Origin of the sequence: Corynebacterium sp. P3-F1, assembly GCF_030503635.1 — a bacterium.
In the GTDB taxonomy this organism is placed as follows: Bacteria; Actinomycetota; Actinomycetes; order Mycobacteriales; family Mycobacteriaceae; genus Corynebacterium.
The window spans coordinates 1,816,842-1,838,838 of the sequence record NZ_CP129965.1; the positions used below are offsets into that span (position 1 = coordinate 1,816,842).

21 protein-coding genes and 1 riboswitch are annotated in these 21,997 nt (G+C 64.0%); of the genes, 10 read left to right on the forward strand and 11 right to left on the reverse strand.

Features of this window, described 5'->3' with window-relative positions:
* Position 1: 1 nt before the first annotated feature.
* From QYQ98_RS08615 to QYQ98_RS08630, 4 genes are read right to left on the reverse strand one after another with little or no spacing between them, the layout of a single operon-like run.
* Positions 2–1,201: an ABC transporter permease gene (locus QYQ98_RS08615; RefSeq protein WP_302006450.1), complete on the reverse strand. Its 1,200-nt coding sequence runs from the start codon at positions 1,199–1,201 to the stop codon at positions 2–4.
* Positions 1,201–2,079: an ABC transporter ATP-binding protein gene (locus QYQ98_RS08620; protein ID WP_302006451.1), complete on the reverse strand. Its 879-nt coding sequence runs from the start codon at positions 2,077–2,079 to the stop codon at positions 1,201–1,203. The genes QYQ98_RS08615 and QYQ98_RS08620 overlap by 1 nt, the downstream gene beginning before the upstream one ends.
* 2 nt (positions 2,080–2,081) lie before the next feature.
* The gene (locus QYQ98_RS08625) at positions 2,082–2,573 is read right to left on the reverse strand and encodes a hypothetical protein (RefSeq protein ID WP_302006452.1); all 492 of its coding nucleotides are present in this window, start codon (positions 2,571–2,573) and stop codon (positions 2,082–2,084) included.
* Entirely contained in the window at positions 2,570–2,827 is a 258-nt protein-coding gene (locus QYQ98_RS08630; RefSeq protein WP_302006453.1) for a helix-turn-helix transcriptional regulator, read from the reverse strand. The genes QYQ98_RS08625 and QYQ98_RS08630 overlap by 4 nt, the downstream gene beginning before the upstream one ends.
* An 86-nt stretch (positions 2,828–2,913) precedes the next feature.
* Here QYQ98_RS08630 and QYQ98_RS08635 point away from each other — a divergent pair, with 86 nt between their 5' ends.
* Positions 2,914–5,730, forward strand: a complete 2,817-nt coding sequence (locus tag QYQ98_RS08635) for an FAD-binding and (Fe-S)-binding domain-containing protein (protein ID WP_302006454.1) — start codon at positions 2,914–2,916, stop codon at positions 5,728–5,730.
* Here the strand turns inward: QYQ98_RS08635 and QYQ98_RS08640 are convergent.
* A complete protein-coding gene (locus QYQ98_RS08640) occupies positions 5,727–7,781 on the reverse strand; it encodes a helicase-associated domain-containing protein (RefSeq protein WP_302006455.1) in 2,055 nt (684 codons plus the stop codon). The genes QYQ98_RS08635 and QYQ98_RS08640 overlap by 4 nt on opposite strands.
* A 53-nt stretch (positions 7,782–7,834) precedes the next feature.
* Here QYQ98_RS08640 and QYQ98_RS08645 point away from each other — a divergent pair, with 53 nt between their 5' ends.
* Both QYQ98_RS08645 and QYQ98_RS08650 read left to right on the forward strand, forming a co-directional pair.
* A complete protein-coding gene (locus QYQ98_RS08645) occupies positions 7,835–8,035 on the forward strand; it encodes a hypothetical protein (protein ID WP_087116193.1) in 201 nt (66 codons plus the stop codon).
* A 180-nt stretch (positions 8,036–8,215) separates the two neighbouring features.
* Positions 8,216–9,616 carry a YeeE/YedE thiosulfate transporter family protein gene (locus QYQ98_RS08650; protein WP_302006456.1) on the forward strand — a complete coding sequence of 467 codons (1,401 nt, stop codon included), beginning with the start codon at positions 8,216–8,218 and terminating at the stop codon, positions 9,614–9,616.
* Positions 9,617–9,685: 69 nt separating this feature from the next.
* Here QYQ98_RS08650 and QYQ98_RS08655 read toward each other — a convergent pair whose 3' ends face one another.
* Positions 9,686–10,384 (reverse strand): resuscitation-promoting factor Rpf1 domain-containing protein, encoded by a 699-nt coding sequence (locus tag QYQ98_RS08655; RefSeq protein ID WP_302006457.1) that lies wholly within the window; start codon positions 10,382–10,384, stop codon positions 9,686–9,688.
* A 6-nt stretch (positions 10,385–10,390) separates the two neighbouring features.
* A riboswitch (cyclic di-AMP (ydaO/yuaA leader) is annotated at positions 10,391–10,564 on the reverse strand.
* A gap of 314 nt (positions 10,565–10,878) precedes the next feature.
* On the opposite strand from QYQ98_RS08655, the gene QYQ98_RS08660 reads away from it, so the two are divergent.
* A complete protein-coding gene (locus tag QYQ98_RS08660; protein ID WP_302006459.1) occupies positions 10,879–11,262 on the forward strand; it encodes a cold-shock protein in 384 nt (127 codons plus the stop codon).
* A 21-nt stretch (positions 11,263–11,283) separates the two neighbouring features.
* Here the strand turns inward: QYQ98_RS08660 and QYQ98_RS08665 are convergent, their stop codons facing one another.
* Positions 11,284–11,805 carry a DUF2771 domain-containing protein gene (locus QYQ98_RS08665; protein WP_302006460.1) on the reverse strand — a complete coding sequence of 174 codons (522 nt, stop codon included), beginning with the start codon at positions 11,803–11,805 and terminating at the stop codon, positions 11,284–11,286.
* Positions 11,806–11,841: 36 nt separating this feature from the next.
* The gene (locus tag QYQ98_RS08670) at positions 11,842–12,657 is read right to left on the reverse strand and encodes a glutaminyl-peptide cyclotransferase (RefSeq protein ID WP_302006461.1); all 816 of its coding nucleotides are present in this window, start codon (positions 12,655–12,657) and stop codon (positions 11,842–11,844) included.
* Between the two features lie 30 nt (positions 12,658–12,687).
* Between QYQ98_RS08670 and QYQ98_RS08675 the strand changes: the two genes are divergently transcribed.
* From QYQ98_RS08675 to QYQ98_RS08685, 3 genes are all read left to right on the forward strand, one after another.
* Positions 12,688–13,422 (forward strand): DUF3027 domain-containing protein, encoded by a 735-nt coding sequence (locus QYQ98_RS08675; protein WP_302006462.1) that lies wholly within the window; start codon positions 12,688–12,690, stop codon positions 13,420–13,422.
* Positions 13,423–13,558: 136 nt separating this feature from the next.
* On the forward strand, positions 13,559–15,019 hold the full coding sequence (locus QYQ98_RS08680) for an NCS2 family permease (RefSeq protein WP_302007750.1): 1,461 nt from the start codon (positions 13,559–13,561) through the stop codon (positions 15,017–15,019).
* 3 nt (positions 15,020–15,022) lie between these two features.
* On the forward strand, positions 15,023–15,853 hold the full coding sequence (locus QYQ98_RS08685) for an RNA methyltransferase (RefSeq protein ID WP_302006463.1): 831 nt from the start codon (positions 15,023–15,025) through the stop codon (positions 15,851–15,853).
* A 6-nt stretch (positions 15,854–15,859) separates the two neighbouring features.
* Here QYQ98_RS08685 and QYQ98_RS08690 read toward each other — a convergent pair whose 3' ends face one another.
* Genes QYQ98_RS08690 through serC form a run of 3 tightly spaced genes read right to left on the reverse strand, consistent with a single transcriptional unit; the run spans position 15,860 to position 19,037 of the window.
* Positions 15,860–16,711, reverse strand: a complete 852-nt coding sequence (locus tag QYQ98_RS08690; RefSeq protein ID WP_302006464.1) for a hypothetical protein — start codon at positions 16,709–16,711, stop codon at positions 15,860–15,862.
* 9 nt (positions 16,712–16,720) lie between these two features.
* Positions 16,721–17,878: a septation protein SepH gene (gene sepH, locus QYQ98_RS08695; RefSeq protein ID WP_367881627.1), complete on the reverse strand. Its 1,158-nt coding sequence runs from the start codon at positions 17,876–17,878 to the stop codon at positions 16,721–16,723.
* Between the two features lie 28 nt (positions 17,879–17,906).
* Positions 17,907–19,037, reverse strand: a complete 1,131-nt coding sequence (gene serC, locus QYQ98_RS08700) for a phosphoserine transaminase (protein WP_302006465.1) — start codon at positions 19,035–19,037, stop codon at positions 17,907–17,909.
* Between the two features lie 276 nt (positions 19,038–19,313).
* Between serC and QYQ98_RS08705 the strand changes: the two genes are divergently transcribed.
* The 3 genes from QYQ98_RS08705 (at position 19,314) to QYQ98_RS08715 (ending at position 21,988) form a co-directional block, all read left to right on the forward strand.
* Complete coding sequence (locus tag QYQ98_RS08705) at positions 19,314–20,609, forward strand: citrate synthase (RefSeq protein ID WP_302006466.1); 1,296 nt, start codon at positions 19,314–19,316, stop codon at positions 20,607–20,609.
* A 182-nt stretch (positions 20,610–20,791) separates the two neighbouring features.
* On the forward strand, positions 20,792–21,151 hold the full coding sequence (locus tag QYQ98_RS08710; protein ID WP_302006467.1) for an FKBP-type peptidyl-prolyl cis-trans isomerase: 360 nt from the start codon (positions 20,792–20,794) through the stop codon (positions 21,149–21,151).
* Positions 21,152–21,988 (forward strand): aldo/keto reductase, encoded by an 837-nt coding sequence (locus QYQ98_RS08715; protein WP_302006468.1) that lies wholly within the window; start codon positions 21,152–21,154, stop codon positions 21,986–21,988. It abuts the gene before it with no gap.
* Positions 21,989–21,997 lie beyond the last annotated feature (9 nt).

Genomic DNA, 21,997 nt, shown 5'->3' on the forward strand with positions numbered 1-21,997 from the left:
GCTACTTCTTGAAGGCCTCGGACCAGGTGCCCTTGCGGCCGTTGTTGAGGATCGTGCGGCGGTAGATGCGGGCGGTGACCCACACGACCAGCACGGTAGCCACCGCGGCGATGGCGAGTGAGCCGGCGAGTTGGATGCCGGTGAAGTCTCCCGCCGCGTAGGACAGGGGCGCAGCGAAGATCGAAATCGGCGGGATCCAGCTGGCCACCTGCATCCACATGGCATCGGTGCTCATCCAGCCGAACGCGGGAACATAAGCGCTGACCAGGATGAGCAGTAGCACGGGCATCTGGGTGGACTGCAGGTCCTCGGTGCGCTGCACCATCGCGCCGGCAGCTGCGTAGAGGCCCCCGAAGAACACCATGGCCAGCAGGTACGCGACGAGCATGACGGGGAGAATCGACCAGTCGATTGAGACATCCTCAATCAACCCGGTCACTTGCAACCCGATCACACCGGCGATGAGCAGGATTGCGGTGGAAACGAATCCGAAGACGAGGTTGCCCAGAATCTTGCCGGCGAGAAAGTCGATCGGGCGGACGGTGGACAGGATGAGTTCGACGACGCGGGAGGATTTCTCCTCGGTGACGCGGCTGCCCACCTGGGCGGCAAACATGATCACCATGAACACGATGACCATGATGAGGATGAAGACGGTGAGCAGGCGGATGAAGTCCTGCTCCGAAGCCTCGTCGTCCTTACCTTCGTCGAGGTCGCTGATGTTCACTGGGACAACGTCGATCTCAGGGCTGGCGGCCTTGAACTCCGCAGGTGTGACCCCGAGTTTCTCCAGCGCGGCGGACTGCGTGTAGGCCTCGGCGAGGGCATCGATCTTCTCGGTCACGTCGGTGTCGGGGAGTCCGTCGGAGATGACCTGCCACTCGTTGTTTTCCGCGATCAGCGCGGCGTCGACTTCGCCGTCGCGCACGAGGTTCTCCGCTTCCCCGCGGTCGGCTGCATCGCGCGGTTCGAGGCCGGATCCGTCGAGTAATTGCTTGTCGACGTTCACCACAGCCACCGACTGTGCCTTTTCCTCCGGATCCTTGCTTGTCTGCCAGGAGGCGAAGCCGATGCCGCCGATGATGGCCAGCAGCATGATCAACAGAGTGATCACAACTGACTTTTTGCTGAACAGGATCTGGATCTCGCGTTTAGCGGTGGTGAGGATGGTGTGGAGAGGGGAATAGGTGCTCGTTTTCATTACTTCACAACCTCCTTGAACAGGTCAGTCAGGTCGGGGACCACACGGGTGAATTCGTGCACGTCGCCGGCGGCGAGGGCGGAGCGCAGGATGCGCTGGTCGTCGCCGGCGGAGGTGGTTTCGAGGATGACGTGGGTGGGGGATTCGTCGATAAGCGTCGTGCCCTCCGGAAACCAGCCGCGGGCGGTGGTTCCCACGCGGAAGCGGACGGGGCCGTTTGTGCGCAGCTCATTGACGGTTCCTTCGGCGACCATGCGGCCGCGGGTGACAATGCCGACGCGGTCGCACAGGCGCTGGACGAGGTCGAGCTGGTGGGAGGAGAAGATTACGGGGACGCCGCGACGCGCGCGGTCGGTGAGCATGGTGCTCATGACGTCCACTGCGACGGGGTCGAGGCCGGAAAACGGCTCGTCGAGAATGAGAATGTCGGGGTCATGAATGAGGCTTGCGGCGAGCTGGACGCGCTGCTGGTTGCCCAGGGAAAGATCGTCGAGCTTGTCGTTCGCGCGCTCCGCCAGACCGAGTTCGTCGAGCAGCTCGGTGCCGCGCAGCTTTGCGGCCGCGCCGTCCACGCCGTGGAGCTTCGCCAAAAAGACCAGCTGATCGAGGATCTTTTCCTTGCCGTAGAGGCCGCGTTCCTCGGGCATGTAGCCGATGCGGCGACGCGAGGCGTCGTCAAGCGGTGTGCCGTCGAGGAGCACCTCGCCGGAATCTGCCTCGAGCACGCCGAGCGCGATGCGCATGGTGGTGGACTTGCCGGCGCCGTTCGAGCCGACGAAGCCGTAGAGCTCGCCGTCGCCGACGGTGAAGCTCATGCCGTCGAGAGCTTGCGTCTCACCGAAATATTTGTGCAGGCCTCTGATGTCAAGAGTGGTCATTTTCAGTCCTCCTTGCGGTTGAAGGTGATGGCGTAGCCGATCATGGGCAGTGGGTAGACGAAGAGGAAAGTGAACAACATGAAGTAGCCCGCGGCCATGAGGGCAAGCGAACTGGGGGAGTCGCGAAGTGCGCCGAGCATCATAAAGGCGAAGCCGCCGATGCCGGTGAGCGCGGAGTAGGCCTTGAGCGCGCGCTTGCGCCACGTGTCCAAGACGTGGCGCTCGTACTCGTCAATCTGGTCGTCCGGGGCGGTGTCGACGTTGTCGTGCGCGCCCCGCAACATGGACCAGCAGTACATGCTGATGAGCATGCCCGCGGTCAGCGGCACCAGAAACGGCCACTGGAGATCCGACGCGAGGCCGATGACAGTGCCCGCGATCGCCACAGCAATGCCGGCGAAGAACACGACAATCAACCAGCGGGTATCGCGGGGATTACGGAAACGTTTGGCGTTCAGAGGGTCTTGAGCGCGGATGGAGTCGATGCGGTTCATTCGCGGTACAGCTCCTTCGACATGGGGGCGAATTCGGTGCGGGAGAACACGGCCTCTACGGGGAGGTCGAACACATCGCAGATGCGGAAGGCCAGGTCGAGGCTGGGTGAGTGGTCGCCGCGTTCGAGAGCGCCGATGGTCTGCGGGTTCACGTCGATAAGCTCGGCGAGCTGGGCGCGCGACATGTCGCGTTCCGCCCGTAGGACTCGAACCCGGTTATGTATCGGGATCTTCGGTTGTTTGCGTTGTGACACACAAGCAAGTGTTGTGTAAATACAACAAAATGTCAACCGTTTGGACGAAAAAATGCGCGGCGGCTCGATGGAGATAGCATGAGATTATGACTGCGACAATCACGTCCCCTGCTGCGTACCTGGTCCGCGAACTGGGCTCGGACCAGACGATTTCCACCCGACAGATCGACCGCATCAAGTACGCGCACGACGCGTCCCACTTCCTGTACACCCCGCAGGTGGTGGCGGAGGCCCGCAACGCGAACGACGTCGCGGCCGCCTTCCGTGCCTCGGCTTCTTCCGGTGCTCCCGTTGTGCTGCGCGCGGGAGGCACCTCGCTGTCCGGACAGGCGGGCGGCGGCGGAATGATGATCGACGTGCGCAAGCACTTCCGCGGCGTCGAGGTCCTGGACGGCGGAAAGCGGGTGCGCGTTCAGCCCGGTTCGACGGTGCGTCAGGTCAATGCGCACCTCGCCCCGTACGGGCGCAAGCTCGGGCCTGATCCGGCGTCCGAGGGTGCGGCAACGCTCGGCGGCGTGATCTCCAACAACTCCTCCGGCATGGCGTGCGGAACGCAGTACAACACCTACAACACGCTGGAGTCCCTGACCTTCGTGCTGCCGTCGGGCACCGTCATCGACACCGCTCACCCGGACGCGGAGGCGCAGTTCAGCAGGCAGGAGCCGGAGCTCGCGGAAAAGCTCGAGCAGTTGAAGCGCCGCGTGCGTGGCAATGCGGAATCGGTGAAGAAGATCGAGCAGCACTTCGCGCTGAAGAACACGATGGGCTACTCGCTCAACGCGTTCCTGGACTACGAGAGCCCGCTGGACATCTTCACCCACCTGCTGGTCGCCTCCGAAGGAACGCTGGCGTTCATTGCGGAGGCGGTGCTGCGCACCGTGGAGGTGCCCAAGCTGAAGACCACCACGATCGCGGTGTACCCGACGATCGACGCGGCGACTCGTTCGCTGCCCGCGCTGTTCGATTCCCACGCGGCAACGCTCGAGCTGATGGATTCGCGCTCCATTGCCGTTGGCCGAGGTTTCGACTCCGTGCCGGAGCAAATCACCGGCTTTGAACTAGACCAGCACGCCGCGCTGCTGATCGAGTACCACGCCAATGAGGAAGAGCAGTTGCGCGATTACGAGCGCGTCGGCACGCAGCTGTTGGGCGAGCTGGACCTGGCCACACCGGCGGAGTTCTCCACCGATCCGAAGCAGGCGGCGAAGGCGTGGGCCTTCCGCAAAGGCCTCTACGCGCAGGTGGCAGAAGCCCGTCCATCCGGGACCACTGCGCTGCTCGAAGACATTGCTGTGCCCGTCGAAGACCTCGCTGACACCTGCGGCGGACTGCAGCAGCTATTTGACGAATACTCCTACGACGACGCCGTCATCTTCGGCCACGCCAAGGACGGCAACATCCACTTCCTCATCACCGACCGTTTCGAGGGAGACGAGAACCTGGGGCGTTACGACGGCTTCAACGAGGCGATGGTGGACCTCGTGCTCGGCGCAGGCGGCAACCTCAAGGCAGAGCACGGCACCGGCCGCGTCATGGCGCCGTATGTCCGCCGCCAGTACGGCGACGAGCTCTACGAGGTCATGGTGGAGCTCAAGCGTGCCGCCGACCCGCGCGGGGTGATGAACCCGGGGGTGATCATCACCGACGACGAGCGCGAGCACATGAAGAATTTCAAGCTCAATCCGCAGGTGGAGGACGAGATCGACTCCTGCGTGGAGTGCGGCTACTGCGAGCCGGTCTGCCCGTCGCGCGACCTGACCATGACGCCGCGGCAGCGCATCGTGGTCCGCCGCGCCCGCGCCCAGGCGATCAAGGACGGCGACCGTGAGCTCGTCGCGCACATCGATAAGGAGTACCAGTACGAGGGCATTGACACGTGCGCCGTCGACTCCATGTGCGTGACGGCGTGCCCAGTGGGAATTGACACCGGCAAATTCATCAAATCCCTGCGCCGCAGTCAGGCGGGCGCGGTGGAATCCGCGGGCTGGGCGGCCGCCGCGAAGGCGTGGGGGCCGGGCAATAAGCTCGCTTCCGCAGCGCTCACCGGCGCTTATTACCTGCCCACACCGCTCGTGCAGAAAGTCACCGATGTCGCCCGCACATTGGTCGGGGAGGACACCGTGCCGTCCTACCGGCCCGAGTTGAGCAAGGGCGGGACGTCCCGCTCCAAGGCCTTCGGCACACGCATCGGCGACCCGGCCGCGGAACCTGTCGGTGTCTTCGTCCCCGCGTGCGTGAACTCCATGTTCGGCCCGCAGGGTGAGGGGCTCGGCGCTTCAGCGGCATTCGCGAAGCTGGTGGAACGCGCCGGGCTGGCGCTCGTCGTGCCCGACGGCATCGATGGGATGTGCTGCGGCACCCCGTGGGCGTCTAAGGGCATGAGCACCGGCCACGACGTGATGCAGCGCCGCGTCAATGACGAGCTCGTCGCCGCCACCGACGGCGGCCGCCTGCCGGTCATCGTCGACGCCACGAGCTGCACGCACGGCTTCATGGATATGGCCGAAACCATCGGCATCACCGTCATCGATGCCGTCGCCTTCGTGGGCGACAAGGTGCTGGACAAACTAGAGGTGGGCACCAAGGTCGATTCCATCACGCTCCACCCGACGTGCTCTGCGACGCACCTTTCGCTTATCGACGACCTGAAGCAGGTCGCCTCCGCCGCCGCCGAGAACGTGAACGTGCCGCCGGAGTGGAACTGCTGCGGGTATGCCGGCGACCGGGGCATGCTCCATCCGGAGTTGACCCATGCCGCCACGAAGCGGGAGGCCGAGGAAGTCGCCGTATTCGGCGCTGCGTGCCACGCCTCCTCCAACCGCACCTGCGAACTCGGCCTGACCGCCGCAACTGGCAAGGATTACGAGCACGTCCTCGAGATTCTCGAGCGGGTGAGCCGCTAGGCCAGCACGACCTTGGTGATGCGAGGCAACGCGATGCGCACCACCGAGTCCGTGGCGGCGACGTGCACGTCGACCTGCCCCGCGGAGACAGAGAGTGGCCGAGCAGTTAGGGTCTGCCCGCGGCCGTTCTTGTCCACATAACCGAGGGTGACCTGCCGCTTTCCGCGGGCAGCCGCCCGCAGAGTTTCAAGAGTGCCGCCGCTGGATGATTCCTCGGGTGCTTCACCGGAGCGCAGCCGCGCGATAATCTGGTCGGCCTGCTCGTCGGTGACCACAGTCGGTCGCGGCAGGTGCGACGGTGTCGCGGGGACCAACGCGGGTTCGGGCGCCATGTTCAACTGCGCGCCCGTCTCGTCCTCCGCAGTCGGCTGCAGCCCCGCTTTACGCAAGGCATCCATGAGTTTCGGCAGCGGGAGCTGCGAGACCGCGACGGTGGGGGCGAGGGGACGCAGCGCTCCCCCCAGTTTCTCAGCGGCCGTTGTGATCAGTGCCGGGTCGGCGCTGCGGATGTAGCTGACGGCTGCCCCGGCGCGGATGGAGCCGTGTGTGCGGGCGATATCGTCCACGAGGTATGTGATGCCCTGGGGCACCTCGCCGAGCACGTGCTCTGCCAACCAGGTGTGAATCTCCTCGGCGGAGAGACCACTGTCGAGGCCGCGGCGCACTGATGCATCGGTGATGCGCCAAACGCTGGCCACACCGGGCGACTCCAGTTCCGCAATGCTCTCCAGGAACGCGCCCATCTCCGGCTCCAGCGGGCCGGGTGCGAGAACCGTGAGATCTGCTTGCGCGACCAGAGTGTCCACCGGCGGCGGGACGAGTGCACGGGTGGCGGCGGCGATATCGTCACCGCTCAGGAGAGCGGCGAGGGGAGAAGAAGCGGCTGGGGTCGCATCGAGGGCGCCGACGAACCGGGCTTCCTCAACCACCGTCTCGATGAATGCCGGCGGGAGCTGGGAGGCCGCCAGCGGCGCGTGGAAGAGGAGGCTGTGGGGGTCGCCGTTGTGGCGGAGCACCGTCATTCGTGCGCCGCGCGCATCGGGGGAGTGCATCTCCGCGGAGAGCAGCTTCTCGTCCAGATCCGTTCGCCACGGAGAAGCCGCCCAGCCGGCAAGCAGAATCGCCCACTGGTCGGGCAACGTGGCATCCAACCACGTCAGAGCATCCCTGGTAGCTGCGAGAACATCGACATCCTCCACGTTGCCGCGGCCGATGAGGCCGGCGGATTCTCCGACAGTGATTAGCACTGCAGGATCGACACCGAGGTCCTTGCCCAGGTTCGCTCGCGCACGTACACCGACGGATCCGTCCTTGTTCAGGGTCACGGGTTCAGCGAGGAGCATTGTGATCAGTTGACGCAACTGACGCACCGCGTCGAGCCCCTGCGTCGCCGCCGCAGAATCGACGGCATCCTGGTCGATGCTCTTCTTTTCCGGCTCAGTCATGGGGAAGGTGCGCGGCGGGTGCCCGCGCAACACATCCCGCACGGGCCGGGGAAGGCGGACGGTGGTGGAGTCCACGCGCACGAGGAGATGTTTGGCAATGAGTCTCGCGATGGGGCTATCGGGGTTTGCGTCTGGCGACGCCGCCTTGGTGGTGCCTACCCCGCCATTCGTGGCTAGGGTCTCCAGCACCTTCCTCTCCGGTCCGGTCAGCTCCGTCATGAGCTCTTCCAGGTTGTTCGGTACGGGGTCGGTCACCCGCCATCCCGCGGGTACGGCGCTGAGTACCCCCGGTGCGATACGCAGCTCATCGTCGGGTCCGAAGACCAGAGCGAGGGCGCGGAGATTCTCCAGCCGCCCGGAGGCGGCTTCAGCGGTGGCGTCGTACGGGTCGAATTCGGCGCCGGCATCGGCTAAACGCTCGAGTAGGGCGAGGTCGGGGGCGGTGAGGCGTCGTAAAGCACGCGCCGTCGACCCTGGAAGCGTAAGACGCGTGGCGAGCGAACTCGTCTGCGGCGGCGCGGGAAAGAACGCGTCGGGGCGCGCGGAAATGAGCGCGCGCAACGCCGCGTCATCGAACTGGATCAGCGAACGGGAGAAGGAAGTCATTGCGGGGGTGAGTTTACGTGCGTTTCCGGCGGTGACGTGAAAGAATGAGCCTTATGGCTAAAGACGTTGACAACATCACCCAGATCAACCCGGCGTGGCCTGCGCACACCCCGGGTAACGGCCACCCGGTGACGGAGATTTCCTCCAAGCTCGCGGGCGCCAACAGCCCCTTCGGTAACGACCTGATTCTGCCCCGCCCGTGGGAGGAGACCGGTTACGTTCACAACACGCTGCGCATCAACACCGCGCAGTAGGTTCGTCCCGCAGGCAAGGACCGCGCATCACCCCTTCTTCGGGGGTGTTGCGCGGTTTCTTTCGGCCGCACTGCACAGACCTCTTAGTCTATGTATTTCAATGCCGCGCTAGACTAATCGGTATGTAAACTGTAGACTCCCCAGTGTTTTCAGAACTCAACAGAAGCACTGGAGGTTTCCATGGTTGTGACCGGCCTAGCAGTCGGCGCCGCCCTCGGCATTGTTATGCAGCGCGGAAGATTCTGTGTGACCGGCATGCTGCGCGACGTGTTCCTGCAAAAGCAGGGGCGCGGTCTCGTCGCGTTCTTCATTGTCATCGCTGTCCACGCGATCGGCTTGGCGGCCCTGACCTCGCTCGGGGTCATTTCGCCGGACTACCGCACCTTCGCACCTCTCGCGGTGGCGGTCGGCGGTTTCGTTTTCGGATTGGCCATCATCCTGGCGGGCGGTTGTGCCTCTGGCACTTGGTACCGCTCCGGTGAGGGACTCGTGGGTTCCTGGTTCGCCCTGCTGTTCTACGGTCTCTCCGCCGCCGCGATGAAGAGCGGATTCCTGTCCGGGTTCAATGACAGGATGAAGCAGTGGGACACCGGATGGACTACGTTGCCCCAGACTCTCGGGGTGTCTGCCTGGTGGTTCGCCATCCCGTTTGCTGCGGCTACCGCGTATGTCGCGCAGCGCTACCTCGTGCGCGATGCCGCCGCGCCGAAGGTGACCTTGGAACAGCCGTGGTACCGCAAGCCGCTGCACCCGTACACCGCCGGTGCCGTCATCGGCCTGCTCGGTGTTGTGGCGTGGCCGCTGTCCGCTGCGAGCGGACGCAACGACGGCCTGGGCATCACCACACCGTCGGCGCACCTGATGGGCTACATCACCACCGGTGAAGGCAAGTACCTCAACTGGGGCACTCTGCTTGTTCTCGGCATCCTGGTTGGCTCCTACATCGCCGCGAAGGTATCTGGCGAGTTCCGCATCCGTGTTCCGGACGGCCGCACAACTGTGCGGGCCATCATCGGCGGCATCGGTATGGGTGTCGGTGCATCTCTCGCCGGCGGCTGCACGGTCGGAAACGGCATGGTGCAGACCTCCCTGTTCAGCTATCAAGGCTGGGTGGCTACTGCTTTCATCGCCCTCGGCGTCTACGTCGGCGCGAAGCTGTGGCTCAAGCCGTCTGGCGCGAAGCAGACCGCCGATCATGCTGGGGTGTACACGACCGATGAGTCCATCAGTCAACCGCAGACCGCTGGTTTCGGCCAGGGCGCCGAGGCTGCGCCCCAGTTCAATATCGTTGCCGCATCGGGCGGGGTTGGGTTGAAGACTAAGCCGAAGCAAACGACAAAGGCGCGCCCACTGGGCAACGGCCGTTACGCTCTGGACACTCTCGGTGCTGTCTGTCCGTTCCCGCTCATTGAGGCGAAGGAAGCGATGGCGGAGCTGGAGCCGGGGGAGGAGCTGGTGATCGACTTCGACTGCACCCAGGCGACGGAGTCTATTCCGCAGTGGGCCGCTGACAACGGCCACGGTGTGAAGGATTTCGTGCAGAACCAGAATGCGGGGTGGCAGATCACCGTAGTGAAGTGACCGCCGCATGATTAAAGGGCGCTCAACCCGATCGTGGGGTGAGCGCCCTTTTTGTGGCTTCAGAGGCGATTAGCCGAGGTACTGCTTCTTGAGCCCTTCGACGTAATTGTTGGCGTTGGCGCCGATCGCAGCGGAGATAGCCTGTGCATCGCCGGCGAGGATAGAGTCGATCAGGCCCTTGTTGGCCAGGTAGAACGCGTTGTAGTCGTTACGGTTGGCCTTGTAGGTGGCGGTCACCTGCGCCGGAACCGCGATGCCGCGGTTGCTCAGCTCGCGGGTGATGGAGGCGTATGCAGCGTCGACCTCAAGCTCGGTGCTCTTCGGTGCAGCGGGCTTCGGTGCAGCGGGCTTCGGCGCCGCCGGCTTCGGCGCCGCCGGTGCGCCAGCGGAGACATTGCGCGGGGTCGGGGCCGAGTTCAGGCCCAGACGTGCGGAGCAGGCCGGCCACGCGCCCCAGCCCTGGGCGGCGAGAGTGCGCTCGGCGACAGCGATCTGCTGCTCGCGGGTGGCCTGGTGCGGAAGCGGCGCGAATTCCCCGCCGCCGTGCGCGCGCCAGGTGCCGGCGCTGAACTGCAGGCCACCGTAGTAACCGTTACCGGTGTTGATGTGCCAGTTGCCGCCGGCCTCGCATTGGGCCAGGCGGTCCCAGTCGGAATCCGGGGCCGCGGAAGCCATCGGGTTGACCAGTGCGGTGGTTGCCAGTGCGGCGGTAGCGCCGGCCACGGCCTTCGCGCTGAAATTACGAGTCTGCTTGCTGTGACGTCCCATGCGGGTGTTTCCTCTCTTGTTGTACGTCTGCGAGGTGAGCTGTCGGGTTCAGGCTGAGGTGTCATGGACGCCTGGCCGCCGGTGGCGGCTTCACCCCGAGCGGATCGCTCCGCGATGCACGTTGGCCGCGTGCGGGTGGGTCCCCCGCTTTTGTCCTTTATATGTGGGTACTTCTGTACTGATTTCTCGTGCCAGCCGGACAAAACTGAACGTGGCTGGCAGCTCTTGAAGGTCACGCCCGTTGTCGGGGCATGTCCAAGACTGTATCTGTTTATAACGATTGAGTCACTTTCCTGGAACGTTTTGTGATGCATGTGAATGGTGGGGCATTTCAGTGTGTGAGAAGTGCGGGTCTCACCTGCGAAAAAGCCAACTGAGTGACGTGGGACACACCGAGTGATGTCGGTGTGTAGCGGGCCCGGGGCTAGGCGCTCGGTCCGCGGGGCGCTACACTGTTCTCTTTGAATTCTTTCGACCATCGGTGGTGATCGCGCATGCCAGTAGGAAAAGTGAAGTGGTTCGATGCCGAGAAGGGCTTCGGCTTCGCCTCCAACCCGGGGGATGAGGACGTGTATGTGGGAAAGAACGTCCTACCTGGCGGTGTCGACGAGCTCTTCCCCGGTCAGCGGATCGAATTCGACTTCGCAGCCGGACGCCGCGGGCCGCAGGCGCTGCGGGTGAAGGTGCTCGACGAGCCGCGGCGCCGTGCGGCACACCGCCGCAAGCCGGAAGAGCTTGCAAGCATGCTCGCCGACGTCATGTCGATGCTGGAGACCCAGGTGCAGCCCGCGCTTGACGCGGGGCGTTACCCGGAGCGCAAGGAGTCGCGCCAGATTGCTGAGATCCTCCGCGCTGTGGCCAAGGAACTGGACGTCTAAACGACCTGGGTGTTACCTGCCTTAGCTAGCCTCCGTCGTGAACGCCCATGTGGTGACGACGGGGGTTTCTTCGTTGTTGTTGTCCTTGCCGACGAGTAAGGCGGAGACCTCGATGACCACGAGGTTGGCGTCGTTGCCGTCATTATCGGTGGTCAGGGGGATGTCGACATCGCTGGCTTCACCCGGTGTGAATGTGCGCTCCGAGTTCGCTGCCGGGTCGTCGTAAATGCTCAACACGGACCACTGCTGTTGCGCTACCTCACGCGGTACGGTGATCCGGACGGACTCGGCACCAGAAGCGTCGATACGCGCAACGTCCCCTTCCGGGCATTCGGCGCCGAATTCGCACACGCTGAACGGTGTCGAAGCGACATCGGAGTCGCCTGCCGTTGCCGTGGCTTCGAGCTGGTCCGGCGGCGTGGCGGGCCGGTTTTCCTGCCAGTTCAAGAAGAAGTACAGGCCGGCGACGATGGCGGTCACTGCGATCGCGATCAGTGCCACCGTGAGTGCGGTATTCGATTTTGCTGCCTTGCCTTTGACCATGACTACGAAGTCTAACGGTGCAGTGGGGTAGGGGGTCTACTTCGGTTCGAAGGTGACCCGGTAGAGGTCGGGCCACCGCTTGCCGGTCAGGAAGAACTCGCCGTCGCTATCGGGGATGTGGGCAATGCCGTTGAGAACATTGTTGGGGTCGGGGGAGGCGTTGTTGGGGAGCACGGACGCGTCGATAAGCGCCTCGACGCGTCCTGTCTCTGCGTCGATGCGCACGATGTCGGTGGTGGTGAAGATGTTCGCGTAAATGTCGTCGCCAACGCACTCTAGTTCGTTGAGCCCGGAGACCGGCTGTCCCTCGTAGCTCACAGTAAAGCGCTCCCGCTCGGCGAGGGTGCCCGGATCCATGCGGCGCAATTCGGCGCTGCCGTCGGAAAAGATGACCTCGCTGGCGTCCTCACGGTGGCACAAGCCCCAGCCCTCGCCGTTGAAGGAGGTGCGCTCCACCTCGTCGAGGGTCGTGGCGTCACGCTTGACGGCGGTATTGTTTTGCCACGTCAGCTGCCATAGATGGTCGTCGACGCGGGTGATTCCCTCCCCGAAGAAGGCGGGGTCGAGGCTCTGACTGGCCAGTTCTTTCCCGTCGGCGGTGCTGCGGTAGATGCGCGACTGCCCTTCCATGCCCGTGCCGACGTAGAGCGAGCCGTCCGGGGCTACCTCCAACCCTTGAGTGAAGCTCGTGTCGTCGAAAGGGAAGGTCTCCTCTACTTTCACGGTGAGCATCTCCACACTGCCGCTCGACGCGCTGTCGGTATTCGTCGGGCTGCAAGCGGCGAGAAACCCTGCAAGCGAAATGCCGGACACGGTCACAGCGGCAGCCATGCAACGGTTGAGATAGGCCATAGGGTCTATCTTGCAACAGCGTCAGCCATAATGGTGAGCGTGCCCCGGAGAAGAAACGACAAGAAAGCAGGACCACTGATCGGCGACCGCGCCGTGACGATCGCGCGCGAAGCATTGCTGGAGCTCGACCAGGGTGATGTGGGTGACCACATCGGTGTGGTCGGGCTAGGCGCCAACGTGGCCACCCACAGGTTCGAGGCATCCGTTCCCGGCTACCCGGGGTGGGAGTGGAATGCTGTGGTGGCCTGCGCGACAGGGGCGGAATACATCACCGTCAACGAAGTAGCGCTCGTGCCCGCGCCGTCGGGCGATGCGCTGCAGGCTCCGGACTGGGTGCCCTACACCGAGCGTGTCCGCCCCGGCGACCTGGGCCCCGGCGACTTGATGGAGCCCGCGCCGGACGATGACCGTCTCACCGACGACTCCTTCTCCAAGGACGCGGTGGTCTTCACTGGGCGGGAGACGAACCAGTACTTGACCACTTCGGGTTTGAAGGATGCGAAGCAGCGTTGGCGCCGCGGCGAGTTCGGCCCAAATTCCGAACACGCCTCGCAAGCGGCGCTGCAGTGCCGCACGTGCGCTTTTTACATTCCTGCCGCGGAGCCGGTGGGCAAGAACTTCGGCATCTGCGCCAATGAATTCTCCGCGGACGGTCATGTCGTTTCCGCAGTGTACGGCTGTGGAGCACACTCCGAGACCAAGATCGGAGACGAGGACACTGTGCCGCGCAGCGAACTTTTCGACGACGAAAAGCCCCTCTACTAGCCTTCCCGCAGTCGCTCTTGTGCGGCTTCCCATTTTGATTTTCGCGCTGTCAGTGGGACGCTATTGCCGTCATTGACATGCAAACGTCAGGGGAATCACAGTGAGCGATACGTCGACTACGTCCGGCTCCACCAAGGTGGCCGGCACACCGGACGGGGCAGGGGAGAAGCAGGTTTCCGGTCTCGACCGCTTCTTCCACATTTCTGAGCGCGGCTCCACCGCCGGCCGCGAGGTGCGTGCCGGTGTGGTCACGTTCTTCGCCATGGCGTACATTGTCCTGCTCAATCCGTTGATCCTGGGCACCGGCGCCGACTCCGAAAACACTGTGTTGGGAATCCCGCAGGTGGCGGCCGCGACGGCTCTCGTCGCCGGCATCATGTGCATCCTGTTCGGTGCAGTGGCTAATTACCCGTTCGGCATCGCTGCCGGCTTGGGCCTGAACACCCTGGTGGCTGTCACGCTGGTGGGCGCAGAAGGCCTGACGTGGCCTGAGGCGATGGGCTTGGTGGTCATCGACGGTGTCATCATCGTGCTGCTGGCTCTTTCCGGTTTCCGCACGGCGGTGTTCCGGGCGATCCCGCCGTCGATGAAGGCCGCGATCGGCGTGGGTATCGGTATGTTCATCTCTCTCATCGGGTTCGTGGACGCGGGCTTTGTCCGCCGTATACCGGACGAGGCGATGACAACGGTGCCGGTGCAGCTGGGCATCAACGGCTCCATCGCTTCGTGGCCGACGCTCGTATTCATCCTCGGCCTGTTCATCTGCGGGTTCATGGTGGCGCGCAAGATCCCGGGCGGGCTGTTCATCGGCATTGTGCTGAACACGATCATCGCGCTCATCGTTGAGGCCGCCACCGGCGCTGGCTCGTCCGCCGAGAACGGTCCGACCGGATGGAGTCTCGCTGTGCCGAGCCTGCCGGAATCCCTCGGTGGAATTCCGGACCTGTCCATCGTTGGCAAGGTCGACCTGATTGGCGCGTTCACCCATATCGGTGTGGTCACGGCCTCGCTGCTGGTGTTCACGCTGGTGCTGGCTAACTTCTTCGACGCGATGGGCACGATGACGGCGCTCGGCCGCCAGGCGAAGCTCGTCGATGAGAACGGCGAGCTGCCCGGCATGAAGAAGGCCCTGGTTGTGGAGGGCTTTGGCGCGATCGTCGGCGGTGCGGGCTCTGCTTCGTCCGCCACGGTGTACGTCGATTCCTCCGCCGGCATCGCCGATGGGGCACGCACTGGTTTGGCCAATATCGTGACCGGTCTGCTGTTCCTGGCCGCGATGTTCTTCACCCCGCTCTACGAGATCGTGCCCATCGAGGCCGCCGCACCGGTGCTGGTCATCGTCGGTGCGCTGATGATGATGCAGATCACGGAGATCGACTGGACGCAGTTCCACATCGCTCTGCCGTCCTTCCTCACCATCGTGGCCATGCCGTTCACCTACTCCATCGCCGACGGCATCGGCATCGGATTCATCACATTCGCGGTGTTCTCCGTTTTCGCGGGCAAGGCGAAGGATGTCCACTGGATCATGTGGTTGATTTCCGCCCTGTTCGTGGTGTTCTTCGCCATGGACCCGATCATGTCTGCCATTTCCTAAGCCATGATCGCTGTCACCGACCCCGCCGACCCGCGGTTGGACGACGTCCGTGACCTGAAGACGATGGACAACACCAAAGGCCTCGTCTTCGGGGAGGGGCCTCTCGTCGCCGGACGCGTCATTGATTCGCGCTACCCGCTGCGGTGCATTGTGGGCTTCGAGAAAAAGCTCGACACATTTCTCGCCCAGCGCGAAGCAGAAGGCTTGCCGCCTATCGACGCTCCCGTATACGCCGTCACCCGCGAATTGCTCGCCGAGGTGGCGGGGTATGACATGCACCGCGGGCTCATCGCGGTGGCGGACCGGGCGTTGGAACAGCCCGTCGATGAGCTTCTCGACGCGCGCACGCTCGTCGTTCTGGAAGGGGTCGGGGACCACGAGAATATCGGCGCAATTTTCCGCAACGCCGCGGGCATGGGGGTCGACGGCGTGCTCCTCGGCGCCGGAACCGCCGATCCGCTGTACCGCCGCAGTGTGCGCGTCTCCATGGGGCACGTGCTGCGTCTGCCGTTCGCTCACCTCGACGGCACAATCACCACGTGGCAGCGCTCGCTCGAGCAACTGCGCGAGGCGGGCTTCCACCTCGTTTCGCTCACCCCCGACGACCGCGCCGAGCATCTCGCCGACGCGCTTGTCGACGACACTGGTGCGCCCTACGGCAAAGTCGCCCTCCTCGTCGGCGGTGAAGGCCCCGGTCTGACGGAGCATGCTATGCGCGCCACCGACATCCGTGCCCGCATCCCCATGGCGAACGGCACGGACTCGCTCAACGTGGCCACGTCCGCGGCGATTGCTTTCTACGAGAGGGACCGTTCGCTCGCACGCCCCTGCTAGTCTCCGCTAGCGGTCCGAGTGGCGAATCTTCTCCACGACAGTGTCCTTGAGGTTCCGCCAGCGGCGGGTCAGCCCGCGGCCAACGCGGCGGGCGGCAGCGGCCGAGGCGTCGGCAAGCTGAGCGAATTCGCCGCCTTGGTCGTCGGCGGTAGTCTCCTCGTAATCGTCGTAGTCCGCGCTCGGGCTGGCGAATCTCGCCGCGACCTCGGCAACGTTCTTGGCCTGCGGCTCGCGCGACTCCACCTTCGGCTCCGGGCGGCCGTCCACCGCATAGCCGACAACGTTGATGTCGGGCCCGTCGGGGGAGATGTCCACCCCGAGCCAGGCCGTTTCAGCGGCATCCATGAGATCGACAGGTTCGAAGGGGAGAGAAATGCCGCCGATCTGTTCGGCGCGTTCGCCGGCCCAGAACGGAGCCTCGAACGGCTCCGGCAAGCCCAAGTCCTCCAACAGCGCAGTGCGGGTCGCGCACAAACTGCGGGTGACGGTGTCGCCGGAGAAATGCGCGAAACCCCCGTACCCGGCTCCGTCACCGACACCCTGCGCGAATACGAACACGTCGGCGGCCGGTACTGCACTAAGGAGCTCGGGAGAGATCTCCGAGAGCTTCCCGCACTCCTCGATGAATGTCTGCAAAACGGCGACACCCGGGTACCCAGCGATATAGAACTCGGACCGAGAGGGCTTCGTGGAGCGGTTGAGTGGGAACTGGCCGATCGGGGTGATGGGCCACCGCGGATTGAGCTGCGCCAAAAGCTTGCGGCCGAAGCCGCGGTCTGCCTTCGGTTCGGCCTCCAGCACTGCACCGGGGTTGGAGGCACCCACGTACCAGAATGTGACCACGGCGGGAAAGCTCATGATAGGGGCCTACTTCGGTCGCTTCGTGTTGGTGCGCACGCCGAGCAGCACGTCTTCCCAGTGGGGGGTCACTGCTTTGCGCCGGCGTTTCTGGGGTTTGTCCTCGGCATCGGGGTTCTGAAGAAATTCCCCTTCTGCGAAGACATTCGGCTGTGTTTGGGTGGTGGAGAGATCCCCCTCTTCGGCGCCGAGGTGGTCCTGCTCCTCGGAGCTGGTGTCCTCGTCCCACTCTGGTTCGTCGGCGGGAAGATAAGTGTGGCGGCTGGACAGCGAGCGCACTGGCTGGGCGAAGGACGGGTCGATCAGGTCCGCCGCGACCGGGTCACGCGGTTCAGTGGTAGCCGGGCTACCCATGGAACGGCGGAAGAACCATTCCGCGCTGTGCTCCTGCAGACCTGCCTGCCACGTCACGCGTACCACCCACGGCTCGCCAGCTTCACGCACGGCATCCCAGTGCGCCTCGGACAGGGCGTGGCCGCGTGCGGCGAACGCCAGCGCCAGAACCTCGAAGAGAGTGTCGGAGGCGGTGCCGTCGTCGCGCACCGGGTGCGACTGCTTCGCTGCTTCGGCTACTTGCGCACGCTCGAGCAAAACCGGGTGAGCGTAGGGCTCTACCCGGCTCTCGGCGACCCCCATCTCTTCTGCGAGCGCAGCGGTATCCGCGCCCGCGCGAATCCGTGCCTGAATCTCATTCGGGCGCAGCGATAGGGGAGTGGAAAAGAGCGGGTCAGGTTCGACCGGGGTGCGGATAGGATCTTCCGGCTCAGCCTCGGCCACCGGTTCAGTCTCGGCCGCCGGTTCAGTATCGACCCCCGGCTCGGGGGCTGGCTCCGGTGCCGGCTCGGACGGGGTGTCCTCGGCAGGGGTGTCAAGGTCGGCGCCGGAATACACAGTGAACGTGGGGCGGGAAGGTTCGTCGACTAGCTCGGCATCCACAAGCTCGTAGTCGTCGCCGGAATTGTCAAAGGCGTCGGTGTAGCCGCCGCGGTACTCGCGCTCAGCCTCGAACAAGACGGGATCCGGGTCGCCGACCTCGCGCAGATCGGCCCGGGGGATGCGGAACCGCTCGCCGTCGTCGGTGCGCAGCACCCAGACGGTGTCTGTCGATTCTTCTGCAACTACAAAGAGCTCGCGCATCCCCAACTCCTTACCCAGGGTGTCATTCACTGACCCACTCTAACGGTCCGGAACGCGCCTACTTCGCACCGACTCCCTGGCCCAAGAGGAAGTCGATCGCGCCGGTCAGCTTGGTCACGTCCTCGGTGTCCACCGCGGGGAACATGCCGATGCGGAGTTGATTGCGGCCCAGTTTGCGGTACGGTTCCGTGTCGATGATGCCGTTGGCGCGCAGGGCCTTAGCCAGTTCAGCGGCATCGATGGACTCGTCGAAATCGATCGTGCCCACGACATACGAGCGCTTGTCGGCATCGGCGACAAACGGGGTGGCGTGTTCGTGGTTCTCTGCCCAGGAGTACAGCACCTCGGAATTCGCGCGGGTGCGCTTCACCATTCCATCCAGGCCGCCGTTGTCGTTCATCCACTTCACCTGGTCGGCGAGCATGAGGAGAGTGCCCACGGCCGGGGTGTTGTAGGTCTGGTTCTTCCGGGAATTGTCCACGGCGGTTTGCAGATCCAGGAACGCCGGAATGAAACGGCCCGATTCTTTGATCTTGGCAATGCGCTCGATGGCTGCGGGGCTCATTGCCGCCAGCCACAGGCCGCCGTCGGAGGCGAAGGACTTCTGCGGGGAGAAGTAGTAGGCATCGGCCTGGGAGATGTCGACGGGAAGGCCGCCGGCGCCGGAGGTGGCGTCGATAAGCACGAGCGCGTCGGTGTTCGGGCGGGTGACGGGCACCATCGTGCCTGTCGACGTCTCGTTGTGCGCCCACGCAACGACATCGGCGTCGGTGCCGTCCAGTTCACTCGGCTCCGGTGCGGTGCCCGGCTCGGAGTCAACGACCACCGGCTCCTCGAGCCACGGTGCCAGCTTGGAAGCCTTGGCGAACTTGGAGGAGAACTCGCCGTAAGTGAGGTGGGCGGACTTCTTCTCGATCAACCCGAAGGTCGCCGCATCCCAGAACGCGGTCGCGCCGCCGAGCGACAAAACGATCTCGTAGCCTTCCGGCAGAGAGAACAGCTCGGAGAGGCCATCGCGCACACTGCCCACGAGGTTCTTCACCTCGGGCTGGCGGTGGGAGGTACCCATGATCGTGATTGCGCCCTTGCTCAACGCCTCGATCTGGGAGGGGCGCACCTTTGACGGGCCACATCCGAAACGGCCGTCGCCAGGCGCGAATTCTGCAGGAAGTGCTGGATAATCAGTCATGGAAAGCCCTTCTTCAATCGTGTGAATGTAAGCAGTATTCCGTTTACTTTAACTGAAATGGCCCGTCCGCCAGGTGGAATCATGCAGGCCTATCGGCGGGGGTGGTTGTGGTGGTCCCCGCGCACGCGAAACTGTGTCGCGGTAGTCACATCTGCTGATAGAGTTGGCTCATGTCAACTTAGGTGCGTGCTTATGTGTGCGGCCGACTTCCGCTATCAGCGGTGGTCGCGCCGGGGCCGGGCAGGCACCGCCCAACGACTCTGTGAAAGGTTCACTGTGGCTTCTGAGAATCAGGACAAGGCGGTACTGCAGTACCCCGGCGGCGAGTACGAGATGGATTTCATCCGTGCCACCGAGGGCAATGACGGCTTCGTCCTAGGCAACCTCCTAGGCGAAACTGGCCTGGTCACTTTCGATCCGGGTTATGTCTCCACCGGTTCGACCGAATCCAAGATCACCTACATCGACGGCGAGGCTGGCATTCTCCGCTACCGCGGCTACGACATTGCCGACCTGGCTAACCAGGCAACTTTCAACGAGGTCTCCTACCTGCTCATCAATGGCGAACTGCCCACGTCTGAGGAGCTGGAGAAGTTCAACGACAACATCCGCCACCACACCCTGCTGGACGAGGACTTCAAGGCTGCGTTCAACGTCTTCCCGCGCGACGCTCACCCGATGGCGGTGCTTGCGTCCTCCGTGAACATTCTCTCCGCCTACTACCAGGACCAGCTCGACCCGTTGAATGAAGAGCAGCTGGACAAGGCAACCGTGCGCCTGATGGCCAAGGTTCCCATGCTGGCCGCGTACGCCTACCGCGCATCGCAGGGTAAGCCGTACATGTACCCGAACAACGCACTCAACCCGCGCGAGAACTTCCTGCGCATGATGTTCGGTTACCCGACTGAGCCGTACGAGGTCGACCCGGTTGTCGTGGACGCTCTGGACAAGCTGCTCATTCTGCACGCAGACCACGAGCAGAACTGCTCCACCTCCACGGTCCGCATGATCGCTTCGGCGCAGGCCAACATGTTCGTCTCCATCGCAGGCGGCATCAACGCTCTGGCCGGCCCGCTGCACGGTGGCGCCAACCAGGCTGTGCTGGAGATGCTCGAGGACATCCAGAACAACAACGGCGGCGACGCCTCCGACTTCATGAACCGCGTGAAGAACAAGGAGAAGGGCGTTCGCCTGATGGGCTTCGGCCACCGCGTGTACAAGAACTACGACCCGCGCGCGGCGATCGTCAAGGAGTCCGCTCACGAGGTGCTCAACCACCTCGGCGGCGACAGCCTGCTCGACCTGGCTATGGAGCTCGAGGAGATCGCGCTGAACGACGACTACTTCATCGAGCGTAAGCTGTACCCGAACGTGGACTTCTACACCGGCCTGATCTACCGCGCGATGGGCTTCCCGACGGACTTCTTCACCGTCCTGTTCGCCATCGGCCGCCTGCCGGGCTGGATTGCCCACTACCGCGAGCAGCTGGCGATGAACTCCAAGATCAACCGCCCGCGCCAGATTTACACCGGCGAGACGCAACGCGAGTTCATCCCGCGCGACCAGCGCTAATAGCCCTCATGGGTAGCTTGTGAATAGCTATCCGAAACCATGCGCGATTCCGCCGATCTGAGAAACCGGGCATATAATGGCACGGTAATCTTTTCGGCGGTGTCGCGCTTTTGACTTTGAACATCCTAGGAACTTCCTAGAACAACTCTTTCCGCGGCACCGAGTGTCAAGGAGAATCTTTTATGGACAAGCCGACCATCCACGTTCCCAATGAGCCGGCCCCCACGGACCTCGTGATCGAAGACCTCGTCATGGGCGAGGGCGATGAAGCTCAGGCCGGCGGCATGGTCAAGGTCCACTACTTGGGCGTGGATTACCAGACCGGTGAAGAGTTTGACAGCTCCTGGGACCGCGGCGAGGCTGCCGAGTTCCCGCTCGCCGGCCTCATCGAGGGCTGGCAGGACGGCATCCCGGGTATGAAGGTCGGCGGTCGCCGCCAGCTGACCATCCCGCCGGAGAAGGCATACGGCCCGGCAGGCGGAGGCCATCCGCTGTCCGGCCGCACCCTGGTGTTCGTCATCGATCTGCTCGAGGCGAACTAAGTGGGTGCCGCGACGTTCTTTGAGTTGAACAGCGGCGCTTCCATGCCGCGCCTTGGCTTGGGCACGTACAAACTCGACGGCCCCGCTTCAGAAACGATTGCGCTCATCCGTCGGGCAATCGAGCTCGGCTACCGCCACTTCGACACCGCCGCTTTGTACGGCAACGAGGAGGCGGTGGGGCAAGCGCTTATCGACGCAATCCGAGCCGGCGACGTCTCCCGCGAAGAACTCTTCGTCACCTCGAAGCTGTGGAACGACGACCAACCGCGTGCAGCTGAGGCCTTCGGTGAATCCCTGAAGCGCCTCGGTCTCGACTACGCCGATCTGTTCATGGTGCACTGGCCATGGCCCCAGAACGGGACTTTCGTCGCTGCGTACCGTGCTCTCATCGATGCCCACGAACGCGGTGATCTCGTGTCTGTCGGTGTCGCCAATTTCTACGAGGAGACCCTGGATGCGCTGATCGACGCAAGCGGCGTTGCCCCTGCCGTCAACCAGGTCGAGCTCCACACCGGCTTCACCCAGCCGGAGCTGCGGACTTACCACGCCGAGCACGGCATTCTCACCGAAGCATGGGCTCCACTGGGCAGGGGCGAGATCCTCGGCGAGGCGGCCATAACCGAGACGGCCGAGTCCCATGACGCCACCCCGGGTCAGATCGCGCTCGCGCATCTTCTGGCTCACGGCATCTCCGTCATCCCGAAGACCGCGAACCCGGAGCGTCTCGCGGAGAACTTCGGTGCGCTGGACATCGCCCTCAGCGACGATGAGGTGGCCCGGCTCGACGCAGCGCAGGGCCGCCGCCAGTCCAACGACCCGCGGAGCTTTCCAGGCTAGGAAGCCCCT